Raw genomic sequence first — 18,595 nt, 5'->3', positions numbered from 1 at the left:
TCAAAGCGAAGCATATGCTGTAGGTTACATTTGCTCCATAACTTCGATACCTAGTAGATCTAGACCCTTCGCTAGCGTCTTCGCCACTAAATTACACAGCATTAAGCGGCTTTCTTTGGTAGCTGGTTCTACACCCTCTTTAAGTACCGGACATGCTTCGTAGAAGCTCATGTATAGGCTTGCTAGTTCATATAAGTAGCTACATAAAACGTGCGGCGTCGCCTCAGCAATCATTTGATCTAGCACTTCTTCAAACTGGATTAGTTTGATTGCTAACGCCTTTTCTTGCGCTTCAACAATTGAGATTGGTGCATTTAAGCTTGCAGCGTCAATACCTGCTTTACGGAAGATACTGCGCACACGCGTGTATGCATACTGTAAGTAAGGCGCTGTTGCACCTTCAAAGCTCAGCATGGTATCCCAGTTGAAGATATAATCGCTGGTACGGTTCTTCGAAAGATCCGCGTATTTCACAGCACCAATACCTACTTTACGAGCGATTTCAGCGCGTTCTTCAGCACTTAGGTCTGATTCGCGCTCAGCTAGTTTGTCAGTTGCGCGGCTAACGGCTTCTTCTAGTAGCTCAGCTAGTTTAACTGTGCCACCAGTACGGGTTTTAAATGGTTTACCATCTTCACCCATCATGGTGCCGAATGGGCAGAACTCGTACGTGGTTTCGTCACGTAACAGGCCAGCTTTACGTGCTGTTAATTCAACTTGATTGAAGTGCAGGCTTTGACGTGCATCTACAAAGATTAAAATACGGTCTGCGCCTAGTTTGTTAGAACGGTAATCACACGCTGCTAAGTCGGTAGTTGCATATAGAAAGCCGCCACCTGATTTTTGCACGATAAATACAGATGGTTCACCGTCTTTATTTGCAAGCTCATCAAGGAATACTACTTGTGCACCTTGGTCTTCAACCGCAATGCCTTTTTCTTTAAGTAGAGAAATAACACCTTGCAGCGCATCGTTATAAGCACTTTCAGCTTTAATATCTTCAGGCTTAAGGGTAACGTTTAGCTTTGCGTACACTTCTTCAGAGTGTTTTACTGAGGTATCAATAAACAGTTTCCACAGCTTTTCACAGTGTGCATCGCCACCTTGCAGCTTAACTACGTAGTCACGTGCTTTATCAGCAAAACCGTCTTCATCGTCAAAACGTTTTTTCGCATCGCGGTAGAAGGTTTCTAAATCAGCTAAAGCTACTGATTCAAGATCAACACCTTGGTTAAGTAAGTCTTCTAGGTGCGCAATCAGCATACCAAATTGCGTACCCCAGTCACCTACGTGGTTTTGACGGGTAACGGAGTCGCCGCGGAACTCAAGTGCACGTACTACCGCATCACCGATAATGGTTGAGCGTAAATGACCGACGTGCATTTCTTTTGCAAGGTTAGGCGATGAGTAATCTACTACCACGTTTTGTGCGCTAGCATGCTCAGCAACACCCAGTTTTTCATCTTGGTTTGAAGATGAAAGTGTGTCAGCTAAAAACTCTGGCTTTAAGTGAATATTAATAAAACCTGGGCCTGCAATTTCAGTTTGCGAAGCAATATCGCTGACATCTAAATTATCGATAATTTTTTGTGCAAGTTCACGCGGATTCGTTTTTAACTTTTTCGCAGCGCCCATTGCACCATTAATTTGGTAATCACCAAACTGCGGGCGGGTACTTTGCGTTACCGCTGGGTTGGTATCTTCTGGTAAGCCTGCTGCAACCATGGCTGCAACGGCTTTTTCTACTAATATCTGACGAATATTCATTTTCTATTTCCTGTTACACACCGCTTAGGAGTAATCTCAACCAAGCCATGTTATTTTTATTCGTTTTTAAATCTGATAACACCACAACACGTTATCAATGTAACTTAACTTTTTGACTAAATAAATGCTGCGAGAGCGAAGCCGCAGAGTATTTTTCGCTAGGAGTTTAGTCCGCTAAATGACTAACGAAAAATACGATAGCAATGACGCTATCGCAAATTTATGACGTAAAAATTAGTGTTCACGCGTTTGGTGGAAAACCACCTCTGGATAACGCTCTTGCGACAAGTTTAAGTTAACACGTGTTGGCGCGATATAGGTTAGGTTATCACCACCATCGAGCGCTAAGTTTACTTCGCACTTACGGCGGAATTCTTCTAACTTTTTCGCATCATCACAGGTTACCCAGCGTGCTGTTGCAACACTTACGCTTTCGTACATGGCATCTACGTTGTATTCGGCTTTTAAGCGCGCTACAACAACGTCAAACTGAAGTACACCTACCGCACCTACGATAAGGTCATTGTTTTGCAGTGGTCTAAATACCTGTACTGCACCTTCTTCCGAAAGCTGGATAAGGCCTTTAAGTAGCTGCTTTTGCTTAAGTGGATCGCGTAAGCGAATACGACGGAATAATTCTGGCGCAAAGTTTGGTATACCGCTGAACTTAATTTTTTCACCTTGCGTGAAGGTGTCACCAATTTGAATCGTACCGTGGTTATGAAGACCAATAATATCCCCTGCGTACGCTTCTGCTGCGCGCTCACGGTCACCAGCCATAAATGTTACCGCATCAGATATGCTGACCTTTTTACCAATACGCACATGGTCCATTTTCATACCTTGCTCATACTTACCCGATACAATACGCATAAAGGCAATACGGTCACGGTGTTTCGGGTCCATGTTTGCTTGAATTTTAAATACGAAGCCTGAGAACTTTTCTTCGTCAGCAGTAACGAGGCGGTCATCTGTTTGACGTGGCTGTGGTGATGGTGCCCACTCAGTTAAACCGTCAAGCATATGGTCAACACCAAAGTTACCAAGTGCGGTACCAAAGAATACCGGTGTTAATTCACCTGCAAGGAAAAGCTCTTGGTCAAATTCGTGCGATGCACCTACCACTAGCTCAAGTTCTTCGCGTAGTAATTCAGCCAGTTCTTCACCCACGGCTGCGTCAAGCTCTGGGTTATCTAACCCTTTAACAATACGCACTTCTTGAATTGTATGGCCTTGACCTGTTTGGTACAAAATCGTTTCATCACGATGAATATGGTAAACACCTTTAAACTCTTTACCACAGCCAATTGGCCACGTAACCGGAGCACACGCGATGTTTAGCTCACTTTCAACTTCGTCCATTACTTCCATTGGGTCACGGATATCACGGTCGAGTTTGTTCATAAAGGTAACAATTGGCGTATCACGAAGACGCGTTACTTCCATTAGCTTACGGGTACGGTCTTCTACACCTTTCGCAGCGTCAATTACCATTAGGCACGAGTCAACCGCGGTGAGTGTACGGTAAGTATCTTCCGAAAAGTCTTCGTGTCCTGGGGTATCCAGTAGGTTTACCAAACAGTCGTTGTACGGGAATTGCATTACAGAGGTAGTAACCGAGATACCACGCTCTTTTTCCATTTCCATCCAGTCTGATTTAGCATGTTGATTCGAACCACGACCTTTTACTGTACCTGCTTTTTGCAGAGCTTGTCCGAAAAGAAGTACCTTTTCAGTAATGGTTGTTTTACCCGCATCCGGGTGGGAGATAATCGCAAAGGTGCGACGCTTGCCAACTTCAGTTGAAATACTGGACATGAATACCCGCCAATCGCTTAAAATTCAAGGTTAAAAATGGGGCGAAATTATACCTGTTTACCCACTTAGAGTGCAATTAAAGCGTAGCCAATATGTGTGTTTTTTCGCTGAAATTAGGTTTTTAATTTTATATCCAACTTAAAGTCATAAAATTTCGATTAAATTCCTCTGAAAAAATTACCGTGTTGAATTTTATTGCCCGTGTTAGAATCGTTTTTGGTACGCATATTATTGGTTTACTTAATTTTTGCACCAAAACATAATCGCCAGGGAGGTTTAGGTGACAAGCAAAGACGTGTTAATACAGCTCGCAGATTTACGCTTTCGATATCAAAGCAATGACTTTGATACATTGCATAACATCTCGCTGACCATCTCTGCTGGTGAATGTATTGGCTTAATTGGACCAAATGGTGCCGGCAAATCAACGCTTATTTCGTTAATTACAGGGTTACTGCAACCTACTGCAGGTTCACTTTTTTACCAACAAAGCGAAGCTCAACAAGCCTTTATTAAACAGTACTTAGCCCTTGTACCGCAGGAATACGCGTTTTATGAAAAGCTTACGGTTATGCAAAACCTTCATTACTTTGCTAGTTTACTGACAAAAATTGATGAAAAATCAATTATTGAAGAAGCACTCACCAAATGCCAATTAGAAGCTGTTGCTACAAAAAAAGCACAGCATTTATCAGGTGGTTATAAACGCCGTTTAAATTTAGCGATTGCACTGCTTAAACATCCTAAAGTACTTATTCTTGATGAGCCAACGGTGGGTATCGATCCCATTTCCCGCGAGTTAATTTTGACTTTATTGACAGATTTAAAGCAACAAGGTACCACTATTATTTATACCTCACACTTATTGTCAGAAGTAGAGCAAATCTGCGAACGCATTTATGGTTTAAAGCGCGGCGAATTAATCAATATTAATGCCATTGGTGATAATGCACCGCTGCAAATCAGTTTTGCTGAAACTATCAGCAATAGTACCCTTTCTGAAATTTCTGCGCTTATCCCAAATGTAGTTAAAACAGGTGACAGTCAATTAACCATTGAACGATGTAAAGAGCCGCTTTTTATACTGGCGCAACTTAATCAACTTTCGCTGCCAACCATTTGCGAGATAAATTTCTCAACGCTGCATTTAGAAAACTATTACAAAGAGTTATTTACAGAACAATGATAAAAGCCAGCATCACCAAAGAATTTAGGCTGATTTTTAGCGACTTGCATAGTTTAGCTGTGCTTTTTTTAATGCCTATCAGCTTTATGTTAATAATGACATTTGCGCTCAGTAACAAAGCGCAAGACATCACGCAATCGGTCACTATCAATATTAGCAGCAATAGCACCAATCAAGCCGAAGCCTTACTTAACGTGTATTTAGATAATGCTGGGTTTAAGCTTAATGAAGCAGCTAAGCCTGATGTCAGCCTGAGTTTATCAACACAATTTGAACAAGCCCTGTTTCAAGATGAACCTGAAAAAGTGGTGTTGTTTAGTAAAAAAAATTCGCTTTCACCCCAAATTGCAAGCTTGGTAGAGCAGCACCTTCAAATTGCCCTAGCCAAAGTGAAACTGCATTTGTACTTACGTGATACTGGACAAATATCAGAGTCACAGCCACTTAGCGAACAAATAGCTAGCGTGACATCGCAAACAGATCAACTCAAGTTAGTTGAGTTTAGTCATCAAGTTAGTTATCAAGCCGTGCAACACAGCATTCCCTCATGGCTTGTGTTTGGTGTATTTTTTATTGTGTTACCTATTTCAATCACGCTTATCAGTGAAACACAAAACGGCACTTTAATCCGAGTAACTACTTTTCCTATTTCAAATAAGCACTATTTTGCGGCCAAATTACTCGCTTTTTATCTAGTAAGCCTAGCGCAAGGTTTAGTGTTACTGGTTATTGGTTTTTGCTTTATTCCGCTACTTGTTGATGTGCCAAGCGTCAGTATCGGACATTTAATTTATGCTCTGCCCTTTTTAGCTATCACCTGTGCCAGCGCAGTAACATTTGGTGCGCTTATCGCAAGTCAAATTCAAACTCACGAACAAGCTATTGTGGTAGGTGGTGGCATCAATATTTTACTTGCAGCAATAAGCGGCTTAATGGTGCCACTAGACATTATGCCTAAGGCCATGCAATCTATTGCGCAGCTTTCGCCGATGCATTATGCATCAAGCGGACTTAAGAATTTATTTATCTCTCACTCAGAGTTACTCACATTTAATACTAGCCTGCCTTTGATTGTGTTTTCAGTGGTTTGCGGCGTGTTTGCATTGTGGTTATTTGAGTTAAAAGTTAGGAAGTTAAAATGGAAATAGAAGAATTAAAAAACAAACTAAAACAACTTATTGTTGAAGAATGTGACAAGGAAGACGAGATAGAATGGCACGAAATTGAAGACGATGCGCCACTTTTTGGTAATGACTCTAAAGTGGGTTTAGACTCCCTTGATGCGCTGCAACTTGCGCTTATTATCAAACAGCACTTTGGCATTCGTGTCGAAAGCTCAAAAGAAAGCCGTAAAGATCTGCATTCAATCAATAGCATTGTTGCTTTAATTCAACGCGAAAAAAGTAAAGAACTTGCCTAGTTACATCATTGCAGCAGATTCGTGGTCGGCATGTGGCCGCGGTGATACTATCACCTTTTCAACGTCACAGTATCAAACCGTATCAACGGCTGAGCAAATAAGTGTGCCGTTTTTTGCGATGCAAGATTTAGCGGTAGATACCGATGAAGCACGTATTTTAGAAGCGCTTCATACGGTTGTTGCAAGTGCCATAGCAAAGGCTGAGCTTACGCCATCGCAATTAGCCAATACAGCGGTTGTGCTTGGTTCAACGAGCTTAGATGTTAGCAGCGTAAAAGCAAAACCTGAGCAAACTATTTGGCTTACCGACACCGACAGGTTAAGTGGTTATTTGAAAGCACAATTTGCCACCTCAGATCTACACTTAACCATAAATACGGCATGTACCGCTGGCACAAACGCAGTTATTTTAGCCGACCAGCTGTTAACGCATAACAGAGCTGAGTTTGTTATTGTGGTTGGTTGTGAGTTTTATAACCCACTCACCGTCGAAGGTTTTTATTCACTTGATTTACAAAGTGCAAACGGCCTCAAAACCTTTAGTGAAGCGCGCTCTGGTTTAGTGCTTGGCGAAGGTGTAGCTGCGCTGGTTATGGCAAAAACCGCCAGTAAACAGAAACAAATGAAAGTACTTGGCTATGGCACGGGTTGTGATCATTACAGCTTAACCATGACACAAGAGTCGGGTGAGCATATAAACACGATTATTGACCAGGCGCTTAACAAGGCACAATTAAACGCTGAAAACATTGACCTGATTAAAGTGCACGGTACCGCCACATTAAATAACGACCAAGCAGAGCTTAACGCATTTAACCAAGGCTTAACCCACGCTCCTATTTTTGCTTTTAAGCCTTTTACAGGCCATACCTTGGGTGCATGTGGCGTTTTAGAATTAGCATTAATGGATCATTTACTAAAAACACAAAGCGTTATTCCACTGCCAGATTATGTGCATAAAGAGACGATTTTAAAACCATTTAGCCAAGGTAAAATGCTGAGTGATTATCAGCATATTTTGTTAAACCACTGTGGTTTTGGTGGTAATAATGCCGCCATTATTGTTGAGGTCAATAATTGTGGGGGTCGATTATGACCATTAAAATTATCGACTACGCAGTAATCACTGAGCCTCGTGAAAAAACCAACAAGCAACTTCGCCAAGAGCTAAAAAGTGAATTTGCTATTAGTGGCCGCCGCTTAGATAATTTTACGTTAACCGCGATGAAAGCCTTGGCAAACCTACAAACCAGTTTAAAACCAGGGTGTAAATATTCATTATTCAGTGCTGCTCAGTATTTTTCTTTGGAATTATTGCAAAGTTTATTACTCGATTTATCCAAAGATATAGCACTAAAACCACTCGACTTTGTTGCCACCGTTGGTAATGCAGCTAACTACTATTTAGCGAAAGAATTTAAATTACATGGCAGTAATTTATTTTTGGGCTGTAGCGAGCAAAAACTGGCTAAAACCCTACTCACTGCTGAGCTTGATTTACTCGAAAAGAATTCAGATGCAGCGGTTTTATTACTTTGGCATGAAACTGAAACAACTCGCCGCTGCGATTGTTTAATCATTGAGTTAACAGATGAAGCGCACTCTTCGGCATTGATAACTGATATTAACCAGTTAACTGAGTTAATAGCTAAAGGCGTAAAACCACCCTTTTATTATCGCTAATGTGCAGACAAACCCTAAAAAAGTAATTTTATTTACGCTTGTCTTTAACTAAACGAATATCACTTTGCTGGTTGTTTGTTAGCTGAAAACTGGTTTTATTGATGGCTGGTTTGCCACGAAAAAGCATTGGGTTATTTGAAAACCCTACCGCTTCTTTAGGAATGCCAGCACGTGAAAGGTCGAGCGTTTGATTGGCGTTTTCATCGACATATAAACGCACTGCGTACCATGCGCTCGGTAATTGCGTAAATTCAACACTGATATTTTGCCCATTAATAGGCACATTTTTTTCAGCAAAGGCGCTAAGTTTGCTCCAATCTTTAAGCTCACTTGCAAACGGCGTTTCTGATTGGAAAAGTTGAACATGTAAGGTACCTATTGCAGCAACTTCATTTTCAATATTCAGTGACAAAGTGTTGGCCATAGCAGCGGAATTAAACCAGCCGGCTAATAAAAAAGCAGTACACTTTAACACTCTCATACAAATCATCGCTCAAATAAGATTCACTTAAATATTAATGTTTTATATAATAACTTCTTTTTAATGGAATAAATACTGTCTTAACAATGCGCAAAGTTCTTACTGTTAACTTCTCTCAAACTGGACAACTCTCAAGCATTTTGCAATCAGTTGTTGGGCCCATCAAGGAAAATAAAGACATTACTGTTGACCACTTGGTGATCAAACCTAAAGTAAACTTTCCTTTTCCTTGGCCGTTCGGTCAGTTCTTTCGTGTATTTCCTGAAACTGTCGCAATGGACCCGATTGAGTTAGAACCCTTTACCACTCAGTTTGAACAGTACGACTTAATCATTCTTAGTTACCAAGTGTGGTTTTTAACACCCTCACTGCCTATTTCATCATTTATGCAACTGCCACAAACCAAAAAGCTATTTAACAACACCCCTGTGGTTACTGTGATTGGCTGCCGTGGTATGTGGTTATCAGCACAAGAAAAAATGAAGAAATTATTAGCGGATGCTAATGCAAAACTGGTTGATAACGTTGTACTAAGTGATAACTGTGGCGCGGCGTTTAGCTTTTTAGCAACACCGCTTTGGATGATGACAGGTAAGAAAAAACCGCTTAGCTGGGTACCTGCTGCTGGGGTATCTGAGAGTGACATTACAAATGCACGACGTTTTGGCGTAGCGATAAATCAACGCTTAGCGTATGACGAAAGCGCTATTACAAGCCCAATGTTAAGTGGTTTAAACGCTGTTAAGATAAATGAAAAATTAATTGCAAGTGAAAGAGTTGGCAATCACAGCTTTTCTATTTGGTCGAAAATTTTAAAAAAATTTGGCTCTCAGCAAAGTATTGGTCGCGCCATCGGGTTAAGTATCTATGTGGTGTTTTTAGTCACACTTATTCTTACCGTTGTACCTATCACTGCAATTATCAAAAAGCTAATAGCGCCTTTAACTCGCAATAAAATTGCAAAACAAAAAGCCTATTTCGCTGAACCCTCAGGAGAGTAGTATCATATGGGAAGCCCTGTTTATATTACAGCGATGGCTGATGCTTTACCGAATAAGCCAGTCTCAAATAAAGAAATGGAAAATCTGCTCGGAATGGCTGGTAACAGACCTTCAAGAGCACGCGCAGTGATTTTGCGCAGTAATAAAATTAAGCAACGATATTACGCGATTGACCCAGAAACGAACGAATTTACACATACCAATGCCGCACTTGCAGCTGAAGCAGTACGCGGACTTTTTCAACATGAAGATGAGCTTAAGCAAATTCAAAGTTTAATTGCCAGCACCAGTCAAGCGGACCAAACTCTGCCTAATCATGGCGTAATGGTACACGGTGAACTTAACAATCCTCCTTGTGAAGTTGTTTCAACTTCAGGTATTTGTTTGTGTGGTGTAACTGCACTTAAATACGCTTACCTCAATATAAAGGCACAAGAAGTTGAAAACAGTGTGGTCGTTGCCAGTGAAATTGCCTCTAGCATGATGACGGCTAAAAACTTTGAACAAGAGTGCCAACACAAAGTAGACACCCTTGAGCAAAACCCTGAAGTAGCCTTTGAAAAAGACTTTTTACGCTGGATGCTATCGGACGGTGCAGGCGCAGCCTTTTTACAAAATAAACCCGTTGTTGGGCAGTTAAACCTACGCATTGATTGGATTGATATTATTTCATATGCCAATGAGTTGGAAACCTGCATGTATGCAGGTGCGGTGAAAAATGACGATGGAAAGCTCACCAGTTGGACGCGTTTCTCCGCGGAAGAAGTTGCACAGCAATCAATGATGACGGTTAAGCAAGATGTGCGTTTACTCAATGACAATATCGTTAAATATACCGTTGAAGATGCCCTTAGCCGCATTATTCAAAAACGTAAACTGATTGCCAGCGATTACGCGTTATTTGTACCGCACTACTCATCAGGTTATTTCCGTGAGCGCTTATATGCTGGGCTTGAAAATATTGACTTCGCTATCCCTTATGAAAAATGGTACACCAACCTAACAGAGCGCGGTAATACCGGTTCTGCATCAATATTTATTATGCTGTCAGAACTTTTGCGTTCGGATAAATTAGTCAAAGGGCAACGACTCCTTTGCTACATTCCTGAAAGCGGTCGTTTTTCCAGTGGCTTTATGCAATTAACGGTCGAATAACAGTGAAAAAAGAGCACGTCCCACAGGACAATTCAAAAATTTACCAAGGCCAGTCAAAACTGGTTTATGCCGTTGATGAAAGCGGCCACTACGCAGGCGTAAAATCATCAGGGTGGGAAATTGAATCGTTCGCTACGCAATATGCTGTGGACGACTTGAATGAACAAGCTGTAAGTGCACTTTTGGATGCGCAGCAAGGTAAAGTTTCTCCTTTGAAATACCATATGCTGTGCGCAAGACACGACGTGTTATCGTTATCGCAAGTGACGGGCTTGTTCCAATGGCGCATTAAACGCCACTTTAAACCAAAGGTGTTTAACACTCTTTCAGCTAATATTCTCTCACGCTATTGCGAAGCACTTGCCATTAGCGAACAGCAATTAAAGGATTTACCAGAGCATCATGATGCCAGTTTTAAACAACCTAGTGCATAAGCAATCGTCACATTGTGAAAGCGGTGTAGTGTCGAACATGTTGTCGACAAATGGCCTTACTATTTCAGAGCCTATGGCATTTGGTATTGCATCTGCAATGAGTTTTGCCTATTTACCTTTTGTAAAAGTTGCTGGGATGCCGCTAATTGCGTATCGCATGCCACCAAAAATGATCATTAACACGGTCAGTAAAAAACTAGGTATTAAGTTACACCGTGAAAAGTTTTCGAGCGCCGAAAAAGGCATGAAAAAACTAGATGAGGTTTTAGCCGAGGGAAAAGTTGTCGGCCTACAAACTTCTGTGTACTGGTTGCCTTATTTTCCTGATGAAATGCGTTTTCATTTTAATGCTCACAATTTAATGGTGTACGGCATTGATGAACACAATAATTACCAAATCAGCGATCCGGTGTTTGAAAATACCGTAACCTGTCCTAAACGCGATTTGGAAAAAGCCCGTTTTAGTAAGGGCGCGCTTGCACCAAAAGGGTTAATGTATTGGGTTGATAATGTACCCAGTGAAGTCGATTTAACACCACATATTTACTCTGGCATTAAAAAAACAGCAAAAATGATGGCTGGTTTGCCTGTACCCGGCATTAACTTGTTCGGTACCCAAGGCATGGAAAAGCTTGCAAAAGATATTGAGCGATTAGATCGAAAACCGAAAAAATATCGCCATTTATTTCTAGCGCATATTGTGCGCATGCAAGAAGAAATTGGCACCGGTGGTGCGGGATTTCGCTTTATGTTTGCCAGCTTTTTAGATGAGGCTGCAGCCTATACAAACAACCAAGCAATGTTTGAAGCATCACAAATGGCGACAGAAATTGGCGATAATTGGCGTAACTTAGCCTCACTTGCAGTAAACCATTGCCGCAGCAAAACACCTGTGCCACTGAGTGATATTGCAGCGCAATTGCGTGATTGTGCAAAGCAAGAAACAGCGCTTAGAACTCGCCTACTAGCAATTAAATAACCGCTTAATTACTCTCAAATTTTGACCTATGTGCTTGGTTGTTTACAACCTATCACATAGGCTTTTAGCATAAATACCTATTGCAATTAAACTGTGCTATGGTTGAGCTATAAATCTAATAAATGTCGAACCAAATTTCGCAATTATGGCTAGCCGAATTAATTTGCTTACGTCTGCAATCCTGTTATCAGTTTCTGCACCTGCAGCATTTGCTTCAAATGCTGATTATGATCTTGATGCCTTACAAGCTCTTAGCTTAAAAGATTTACTCAATGTACAAGTGCAAACTGCTAGCCTTAAACATCAGTCTTTATTAGATGCCCCTGCCAATATAAAAATCGTCACTGCTGAGCAAATAAAACAGCGTGGCTATCAAAATTTAATTGATATTTTACGCGACGTGCCGGGTTTTGATTTTGCCAATCACCAAGATGCGGCTGGGGAATACACCAGTCATAGTATCAACCGCGGTATTGGTGGTACTCCTGGTAATGTTCAATTGCTTATTATGATTGATGGTATTGTGCAAAATCACATTGCCTTTAATTGGTCTCAACCATGGGGAAATCAGCAAATTTTAGCTGATATTGAGCGTATTGAAATAGTGCAAGGCCCTGGTTCTGCAAGCTATGGTGCCAATGCATACTCTGGTGTAATCCACTTTATTACCAAAAAAGCGCAGCAATCATCTGGACAACGCTTAAGCGTGCTTGCAGGTGAACATGGTGAACGTTCAATGCAGTTTATGCTTAACCAAAATATCTCTGAATTTAGCTTACAATTAGCTGGGCGTTATTTCACCCGTGATGGTGACTCTGGTTTAGAAAGTTATGATCCAGCAGGCTATTTTACCAATCACCTATACCCTAATTATTTAACGCAGCAGTATGTTAATGGTAATTATATTGCTGATGGTTTAAATCCGCTGGCGGGGCAATATCAACAAGCTGGATTTAATAACCAAAGTGATGATACTGCATTAAGAGGTAAGCTCGTATGGCAAAACCCGGCAAGGCATAACGCGGGGATTAGTCATTTTGAAATCGGTTTTAATAGTTGGGAGCAGGAACAAGGGCTTGCGAGTTATGTTACTGGTTTTGAATACCAAACACGTGATGCTTCCTACAAAAAACACCACAGTGCACAACATTATTATATTGATTTAGACTATCAGTTTTCACATCAGCTCGAACTTTCTAGCCGCCTATGGCAAAGAGAAAACAAGCAAGAGCCAGATACCGGCTTTAAGTACAGCTATCGCTTTGTTGATTTGGTTAAAAGCTACCATAGTTTGAGCAAGCAAAGAGCGTTTGAACAACAGCTTAATATTTCAAAATGGCACGATATTGACTGGCAACTCGGCTATCGTTTAATGCGCTCAGAAAAAATGGGGCAAATAGTCTCACTGGGTGATTATCAAATTGGTAAACAAGCTTCAACCTCATCAGATTGGTTGCTTGCAGAAGCAGGACTTGGCCTTGGCAATTATACCGAATCTCCAGTTGAGCAAATAGACGAAGAAGCGCTTTACGCTGAGGCGCAAGGCTATATTACCGATAAACTTAACTACACTCTTGGTTTTAGATACGACCGAAGCGACGCCTTTGGCACAACTACTAATCCTCGCGCAGCAATTAATTTTAATGCAAGTCAAAACCTTGTATTTAAACTGCTTTATGGTGAAGCGTTTCGTGAACCAAGTGTGTTTGAGTTAAATGATGAATTTCGCGGTAATGTAAACTTAAAACCCGAACAAATTAAAACAACCGAGTTAGTTAGCCATTACTTTTATGAGCAATCAAAACATCAATTAGACTTTAAAACTGCATTATTTTACAGCCAAGAAGATAACCGTATCACCCTTGACGTGCATGATGCTGATGCTAGTTTCCGCTTTGCAACTGCAAGCACAGTAAGCTATGAAAATGCAAAAAACAGTGATTATTGGGGCGTAACATTAGATACAAGCTATAGCTATAACCAAGTGGTATCTGCTTATTTTAATTATCATTATTCTGATGGTGATCAGGACTTAGCTGCAAATGCACTTAACCACACCACAGATCATAGAATCAACTGGGGAATTAACTACCGTGTAATGCCGCATTTAACCATTGATTTTAGAGCAAATCATTTGTTTGGCCGTAATGCCCCTCTTAGCAATGCCTATTTTTCAAATACTGCGGAAAACCTTTCACTTTATAATTTAGTTCTTTCTTCACCTAATTTAAGCTTTTCAGGTGTAACACTTACTCCACAGTTTATTGTTAAGAATCTCTTTGATAAACAGTATGTGTTAGTTGGCAGGCAAGACGGTGCGAGTGATGTAAACGCATATGATATTAACTATAATGCAGACCCAAATGGCTTTACACCTGCATATCATCCGCAACTTGGTCGTACACTTGCTTTTCAGCTGTTAGTAAGTTTTTAAAAGAAATTGAATAGTTAGCAGTTAGCAGTTAGCAGTTTAGCAGTTAGCAGTTAGCAGTTAGCAGTTAGCAGACAAAGCTTTAATTATATAGCGTTGCAATATCAAGTACCGTTTTATCCCAACTGAGGCCAGTAGCATCACTGCTTTTTTTATTTAGATAAAACATGGGGCGGCCATTTTTCACACTTAGGCCTAATGTTATGCCCTGCTTAACCATATCTATATCATTGGTTACTAATAAGCTTGAATGTTTAAGGCTGTAAATAAGTGCATCGCTTAAATTGATTTGCTTATCAAGATAAACAATATCATAACCCTCTGATGGTAGTTCAGTGCCATATTTGATGGCACCAAGCTGCTGATTACGTTGTTTTGCTTTTAGCAAATTAAACGCTTGATATACATCTTGGTTATTCACGACAAAAATTGACACTTTGGGCTTATCAGAAAGCGCCTTCTCATAAGGCATTAACTTAGAAAGCAGTACAACCTGCAAGTTCGCAGGTAGTTCATTCGCAATAATTTGCCAAGATAAGCTGAGCAGCATCAAAAAAGAGGCTACAAATAAGCTGTTTTTCCATTTTAAGTTTAGCAACACAGTTCTTTTGTCACCTAGCTGTAAACCTTATACATACGCTTATTTAAACACTCCCTCTCAATAAGCTATCGCACTCCAAAACGACCATGCAACATACACGCAAATTATTGTACTGATTGTAATTATATTCTTATACTAGTACAAAAATATGCTAGATTATAGAAGAACTTTTGTTGAAAAATGGAAAACGATGAATAACAACAAGTTGAGCGTAAGGCTGCTGTGGTATATTACCCCGCTTGTGATTATTCCCATGGCAATACAAGGGATTTTCTCCCTGACGAATGTAACAAGCTCTTCTGAAAAACAAGCAGAAGCTATTGTTACACGCTTTGTTGAGCAGCAAGTTAATAAAAGCCAAAACTTTACCCAATTTTATAATTCTATAATTGAGTTACTTTCTGCCTCGCCTGTTTTAAACAATTACCTTATCTATAGCTATGATGAAAATGACAAACCATCAAAAGAGCGCACTAAACTTGTATCTTCGTTAGTTGACGAATTTGGTAATTACGTCGACTCATTTCCACATATATTAAGTATCGGGGTAATTAACCCGCAAGGGGACGTACTTAGTTATTATCCTAAAGCCGTATTAGAAACTCGTGATAGCTACCCATTTAGCAATCAGCTGACAAATAACCGTAAACAGCAAAATATTTTCTTTATTTCAGAGAACGACAAAACCTCAATTTATCTCACTTATCGATTATTTGATTCACGCTTTACGCTCGACTCGCCAAAAGTACTAGGCTATTTAATCTTCCACATAGATAGCGATGAAATCGCCAGAAGTGTTGCCAATGACTACTTTTCTGACACGGTTAATTTTATTATGGACAATACAGGTAAGATCCTGTTTTGCAATAAAACTGACCTCAACAATAACTATGTATCAGAATACGAACTACAACTGCTAAAGAAAACCGCCAATACTGAAGAATTTAACCAGCTTTCGCTACATACACTTGCTGACGATACCCGCATGATTTTAGCTAACTCAATGAGTAATGACCTTTACTTTGTGACCGCACTTAATAAAAACTCGCTTTATAAGGCCGGTCAAACAATCACTATGTATACTGCCCTGCTCATTTTATCTACTGCGATATTTTTACCAGGTATTATCTTCTTAGTTGTGCGTCGCATGCTGCTTAAGCCCATCGAATCACTTGCTGAAGCCAGCCATAAAGTGGGTGATGGCAACTTAAATGTAAAGTTACCGCAGGATAGAAAAGACGAACTTGGTATGCTATTTCGTGATTTTAATCACATGGTTAATCAAATTAAGCAATACCAAACTGAACTTCTAGATTACCGTGAACACCTCGAAGAAAAAGTAGTTACCCGTACTCAAGCCATTGCAAAAATTAATAAAAAATTAGAAAAAGCGATTGTCGAAGCTGAGCAAGCAAACCACCTGAAAAGTCGTTTTCTTGCCAATATGAGCCATGAAATTCGCACGCCACTTACGGCAATAATGGGCTTTACAGAAACCATTTTAGGGCAAGAATCTAATAATAAAAAAGCAAAATACTTAAGCACGGTTCTACGTAACTCTAAACATCTGCTTGAATTAATAAACAATATTCTCGACTTATCAAAAATTGAAGCCGATAAACTAGAAGTTGAAACGCGCGTGGTTGAGCTTATGCCATTTATCAATGACATAAAAAGTATTATTGAACCAATGGCACTTGATAAAGAACTCGCCCTCTCGCTGAATATTGACTACCCACTGCCGAGCATTATTCACAGTGATGAAACACGCCTAAAACAGGTTCTACTTAACATTTGTACCAATGCGGTTAAGTTTACAGAGAAAGGCGAAGTAGCCATTAATGTGCGCTATTCACCTTCAACAGAAAAGTTGATTTTCACTGTCACAGATAGTGGTATCGGTATGTCACAACAAGAACAAGAAAGAGCTTTTAAACCGTTCGAGCAAGCAGATATTAGCACTACCCGTAAGTTTGGTGGTACAGGGCTTGGCCTATGTATTGCGAAAAACCTCGCACAAATTTTAGGTGGTGACATTACTGTAACCAGTAAGCTTAGCGAAGGTAGTAAGTTTGAAATTATTGTTGCTACCAATAACCAAAACCATAAAGTTGCAATGGTTAGCAGTGCTAATTCAGCAAAAGCGATGCTTAAAGAAGAATCGATTGCGCATGCTCAGCAGTTTGAGGGCAATATTTTGGTTGCTGAAGATAACAAAGACAACCAAGATTTGATCCGCTTATTACTGAGCCAATGGGGAATTTCGCCAGATTTTGCAAATAACGGTGCTGAAGCCGTAGAGCAAGCGCTCACTAATGACTACGACCTAATCCTAATGGATATGCAAATGCCTGTAATGGGTGGTTTAGAAGCCACACAAATGCTTCGTAATGCGGCATATGACGGCCCGATAGTGGCACTTACCGCTAATGTGATGAAAAACGACGTAGATGCCTACCTTGAAGCTGGTTGCGATAAAGCATTAGCAAAACCAATTGATAAAGTTCAGCTTGAACAAACGTTACAACAATACTTATCACTTGAACGAGATAGTCAGCAAAATTGGGAAGAGTTATTCCAAGGGGAGCGCTTTAAACAGATCAGTGATAACTACAAATCTAAGCTGCCAAATTTATTAAAACAAATTGCTCAACTTAACGAACAGCAAGATCTTAACGAATTATTAGCCCTTTCTCACAGTATTAAAGGCAGTGCAGGTTGTTTCGGCTTTAATCATATTAGTGATGCAGCGGCTGAGTTAGAGTCTTGTATAAGAGAGCATAACGAAGAAGGTCTGGATTATCACATTCTAAAATTAGAGCAGGCGATAATTTTTATATTAAATCTAAACGAAGACGACTAAACGGTTAATGCCATTAAAATAGCGTCTTCGCGACCATTATGACTTGGGTAGTAACCTTTACGTATACCTACTTCGACAAAACCAATAAAATTATACAAGCCTATGGCACTTTGATTTGATTCACGTACTTCTAAGAAAATATTCTCGCCTTGTGCATTACTCACACTTGCCAATAAATGATTAAGCATTTGTTTGGCAAGGCCTATTCCCTGATAGTTTGGGCTTACACAAATATCCGTTAAGGTATAATCAGGCCCCACTTGCTCCACAATATAAAAAGCAATTAGCTCATCGTTATTAAAACAGCCGTAAGCGCTGTAGCGCCCAGATAAACACGACAACATTAATTTTTCAGACATTGGGAATTGATGACATTGTGTCTCTATCGTCATCAGATGTGAAAGATGAGTGTGATCTAATTTAATTAAAGTAGTTGCTGCCATATTGTTTGCCATAACGCTCTTTTTTGCGAGCTCGTCAGCCCTTGATTATTCACTTTGAGTCGCTTACTTTCAACTTCAAATGGAACTGATAATGTGCAAAATTCGAGTTTAATGTCATGCGACGTGAATACTAATTGTAAGTCTTTTTTCAATTCGATTAATTCAGGCTCAAGTGGTTTTTTCTTTTGCTTTAATTGCAGCAATTCAATGTCAAACAGTGAACAAAGCCAATCAGAGTTCATAAAGTGATTAATTTTTTGAAAAAATATTTAGAAAGGAAGTGGCAGGGGCGACAGGACTCGAACCCGTAACCGTCGGTTTTGGAGACCGCTG

The 18,595-nt window shown here is 40.2% G+C and carries 17 protein-coding genes; 11 read left to right on the top strand and 6 right to left on the bottom strand.

The genetic code is table 11. The features are described from left to right. Positions 1 to 24: 24 nt before the first annotated feature. Entirely contained in the window at positions 25 to 1,767 is a 1,743-nt protein-coding gene (argS, locus tag ON073_RS12810) for an arginine--tRNA ligase (RefSeq protein WP_274762272.1), read from the bottom strand. Positions 1,768 to 2,001: 234 nt separating this feature from the next. After that, complete coding sequence (gene prfC / locus ON073_RS12805; protein ID WP_274762271.1) at positions 2,002 to 3,585, bottom strand: peptide chain release factor 3; 1,584 nt, start codon at positions 3,583 to 3,585, stop codon at positions 2,002 to 2,004. Positions 3,586 to 3,865: 280 nt separating this feature from the next. On the opposite strand from prfC, the gene ON073_RS12800 reads away from it, so the two are divergent. From ON073_RS12800 to ON073_RS12780, 5 genes are read left to right on the top strand one after another with little or no spacing between them, the layout of a single operon-like run. Continuing rightward, complete coding sequence (locus ON073_RS12800; RefSeq protein ID WP_274762270.1) at positions 3,866 to 4,771, top strand: ABC transporter ATP-binding protein; 906 nt, start codon at positions 3,866 to 3,868, stop codon at positions 4,769 to 4,771. Further along, positions 4,768 to 5,919 carry an ABC transporter permease gene (locus ON073_RS12795; RefSeq protein WP_274762269.1) on the top strand — a complete coding sequence of 384 codons (1,152 nt, stop codon included), beginning with the start codon at positions 4,768 to 4,770 and terminating at the stop codon, positions 5,917 to 5,919. Before ON073_RS12800 ends, ON073_RS12795 begins: the two co-directional genes overlap by 4 nt. Then, positions 5,910 to 6,191: a phosphopantetheine-binding protein gene (locus ON073_RS12790; protein WP_274762268.1), complete on the top strand. Its 282-nt coding sequence runs from the start codon at positions 5,910 to 5,912 to the stop codon at positions 6,189 to 6,191. Before ON073_RS12795 ends, ON073_RS12790 begins: the two co-directional genes overlap by 10 nt. Next, entirely contained in the window at positions 6,184 to 7,287 is a 1,104-nt protein-coding gene (locus ON073_RS12785; RefSeq protein ID WP_274762267.1) for a beta-ketoacyl synthase N-terminal-like domain-containing protein, read from the top strand. The genes ON073_RS12790 and ON073_RS12785 overlap by 8 nt, the downstream gene beginning before the upstream one ends. Next, complete coding sequence (locus tag ON073_RS12780; protein WP_274762266.1) at positions 7,284 to 7,874, top strand: hypothetical protein; 591 nt, start codon at positions 7,284 to 7,286, stop codon at positions 7,872 to 7,874. Before ON073_RS12785 ends, ON073_RS12780 begins: the two co-directional genes overlap by 4 nt. A 28-nt stretch (positions 7,875 to 7,902) precedes the next feature. Here the strand turns inward: ON073_RS12780 and ON073_RS12775 are convergent, their stop codons facing one another. Continuing rightward, positions 7,903 to 8,355 (bottom strand): DUF2141 domain-containing protein, encoded by a 453-nt coding sequence (locus tag ON073_RS12775; RefSeq protein WP_274762264.1) that lies wholly within the window; start codon positions 8,353 to 8,355, stop codon positions 7,903 to 7,905. An 86-nt stretch (positions 8,356 to 8,441) separates the two neighbouring features. Here ON073_RS12775 and ON073_RS12770 point away from each other — a divergent pair, with 86 nt between their 5' ends. From ON073_RS12770 to ON073_RS12750, 5 genes are all read left to right on the top strand, one after another. Beyond that, on the top strand, positions 8,442 to 9,356 hold the full coding sequence (locus ON073_RS12770) for a flavodoxin family protein (RefSeq protein ID WP_274762263.1): 915 nt from the start codon (positions 8,442 to 8,444) through the stop codon (positions 9,354 to 9,356). A 6-nt stretch (positions 9,357 to 9,362) separates the two neighbouring features. Continuing rightward, positions 9,363 to 10,511: a beta-ketoacyl-ACP synthase III gene (locus ON073_RS12765; RefSeq protein WP_274762262.1), complete on the top strand. Its 1,149-nt coding sequence runs from the start codon at positions 9,363 to 9,365 to the stop codon at positions 10,509 to 10,511. Between the two features lie 2 nt (positions 10,512 to 10,513). Continuing rightward, positions 10,514 to 10,945: a hypothetical protein gene (locus ON073_RS12760; protein ID WP_274762261.1), complete on the top strand. Its 432-nt coding sequence runs from the start codon at positions 10,514 to 10,516 to the stop codon at positions 10,943 to 10,945. Next, complete coding sequence (locus tag ON073_RS12755) at positions 10,914 to 11,924, top strand: BtrH N-terminal domain-containing protein (RefSeq protein WP_274762260.1); 1,011 nt, start codon at positions 10,914 to 10,916, stop codon at positions 11,922 to 11,924. Before ON073_RS12760 ends, ON073_RS12755 begins: the two co-directional genes overlap by 32 nt. A 163-nt stretch (positions 11,925 to 12,087) precedes the next feature. After that, positions 12,088 to 14,358, top strand: a complete 2,271-nt coding sequence (locus tag ON073_RS12750; RefSeq protein WP_274762259.1) for a TonB-dependent receptor plug domain-containing protein — start codon at positions 12,088 to 12,090, stop codon at positions 14,356 to 14,358. 79 nt (positions 14,359 to 14,437) lie between these two features. Here the strand turns inward: ON073_RS12750 and ON073_RS12745 are convergent, their stop codons facing one another. Beyond that, positions 14,438 to 14,956: a YfiR/HmsC family protein gene (locus ON073_RS12745; protein WP_274762258.1), complete on the bottom strand. Its 519-nt coding sequence runs from the start codon at positions 14,954 to 14,956 to the stop codon at positions 14,438 to 14,440. Positions 14,957 to 15,146: 190 nt separating this feature from the next. Between ON073_RS12745 and ON073_RS12740 the strand changes: the two genes are divergently transcribed. Continuing rightward, positions 15,147 to 17,819, top strand: a complete 2,673-nt coding sequence (locus ON073_RS12740) for a hybrid sensor histidine kinase/response regulator (RefSeq protein WP_274762257.1) — start codon at positions 15,147 to 15,149, stop codon at positions 17,817 to 17,819. Here the strand turns inward: ON073_RS12740 and rimI are convergent. Both rimI and ON073_RS12730 read right to left on the bottom strand, forming a co-directional pair. Continuing rightward, positions 17,816 to 18,274, bottom strand: coding sequence for a ribosomal protein S18-alanine N-acetyltransferase (gene rimI / locus ON073_RS12735; RefSeq protein ID WP_274762256.1), 459 nt, complete (start codon positions 18,272 to 18,274; stop codon positions 17,816 to 17,818). The genes ON073_RS12740 and rimI overlap by 4 nt on opposite strands. Next, a complete protein-coding gene (locus tag ON073_RS12730) occupies positions 18,244 to 18,504 on the bottom strand; it encodes a hypothetical protein (RefSeq protein WP_274762255.1) in 261 nt (86 codons plus the stop codon). Before ON073_RS12730 ends, rimI begins: the two co-directional genes overlap by 31 nt. Positions 18,505 to 18,595: the final 91 nt, after the last annotated feature.

The organism is Pseudoalteromonas sp. G4 (assembly GCF_028875915.1).
GTDB lineage: Bacteria > Pseudomonadota > Gammaproteobacteria > Enterobacterales > Alteromonadaceae > Pseudoalteromonas.
This window is presented reverse-complemented; position numbering and strand designations above follow the sequence as displayed.

Bases quoted from the DNA above. Each gene is read 5' to 3' on its own strand.
- argS (WP_274762272.1), bottom strand. From the start codon at position 1,767: ATGAATATTCGTCAGATATTAGTAGAAAAAGCCGTTGCAGCCATGGTT.
- prfC (WP_274762271.1), bottom strand. From the start codon at position 3,585: ATGTCCAGTATTTCAACTGAAGTTGGCAAGCGTCGCACCTTTGCGATT.
- ON073_RS12795 (WP_274762269.1), top strand. From the start codon at position 4,768: ATGATAAAAGCCAGCATCACCAAAGAATTTAGGCTGATTTTTAGCGAC.
- ON073_RS12790 (WP_274762268.1), top strand. From the start codon at position 5,910: ATGGAAATAGAAGAATTAAAAAACAAACTAAAACAACTTATTGTTGAA.
- ON073_RS12780 (WP_274762266.1), top strand. From the start codon at position 7,284: ATGACCATTAAAATTATCGACTACGCAGTAATCACTGAGCCTCGTGAA.
- ON073_RS12775 (WP_274762264.1), bottom strand. From the start codon at position 8,355: ATGAGAGTGTTAAAGTGTACTGCTTTTTTATTAGCCGGCTGGTTTAAT.
- ON073_RS12770 (WP_274762263.1), top strand. From the start codon at position 8,442: ATGCGCAAAGTTCTTACTGTTAACTTCTCTCAAACTGGACAACTCTCA.
- ON073_RS12765 (WP_274762262.1), top strand. From the start codon at position 9,363: ATGGGAAGCCCTGTTTATATTACAGCGATGGCTGATGCTTTACCGAAT.
- ON073_RS12755 (WP_274762260.1), top strand. From the start codon at position 10,914: ATGATGCCAGTTTTAAACAACCTAGTGCATAAGCAATCGTCACATTGT.
- ON073_RS12740 (WP_274762257.1), top strand. From the start codon at position 15,147: ATGAATAACAACAAGTTGAGCGTAAGGCTGCTGTGGTATATTACCCCG.
- rimI (WP_274762256.1), bottom strand. From the start codon at position 18,274: ATGGCAAACAATATGGCAGCAACTACTTTAATTAAATTAGATCACACT.
- ON073_RS12730 (WP_274762255.1), bottom strand. From the start codon at position 18,504: ATGAACTCTGATTGGCTTTGTTCACTGTTTGACATTGAATTGCTGCAA.